Raw genomic sequence first — 430 nt, 5'->3', positions numbered from 1 at the left:
ACCAAAGATAATAAAATAGAGCGTCATGGTGATGACGGGGGGAACCAGAGTCTGGACCCAGATACGCATAAAGCGGTGAATTTCTTTCGCCCAAATGCTTTTCAGCGCAACCCAATAAACCTGCATCATGCGCCATCTCCTTGTTTTTCATGCACCAGAGAAACAAACAGTTCTTCCAGTCGGTTTGCTTTGTTCCGCATACTCAATACTTGAATCCCCTGAGCGCTCAGCTGGGAGAAGACGCTGTTAATGCCCTGCTCGCGCAGAACTTCCACTTCCAGCGTGGAAGTATCCACCAGACGATACTGATAGCCTTCCAGTTTTGGCAACGGGCTTTTCGGCGCCAGAACGGGAATAAAGGTCTCGGACTTCAGTTTAGAGAGCAGCCTCTTCATTGAGGTGTTTTCCACCAGCTCATCATGCTGATTAA

The 430-nt window shown here is 48.6% G+C and carries 2 pseudogenes; both read right to left on the bottom strand.

From position 1 onward, the window contains the following. Nucleotides 1–129, bottom strand: a pseudogene (locus ACU8YC_RS28465) (ABC transporter permease); the annotation flags it as partial. Next, a pseudogene (locus ACU8YC_RS28460) lies at nucleotides 126–430 on the bottom strand (ABC transporter ATP-binding protein); the annotation flags it as partial. The pseudogenes ACU8YC_RS28460 and ACU8YC_RS28465, both read right to left, overlap by 4 nt.

The sequence above is a fragment of the Citrobacter sp. VF227 genome (assembly GCF_052950715.1).
This window is presented reverse-complemented; position numbering and strand designations above follow the sequence as displayed.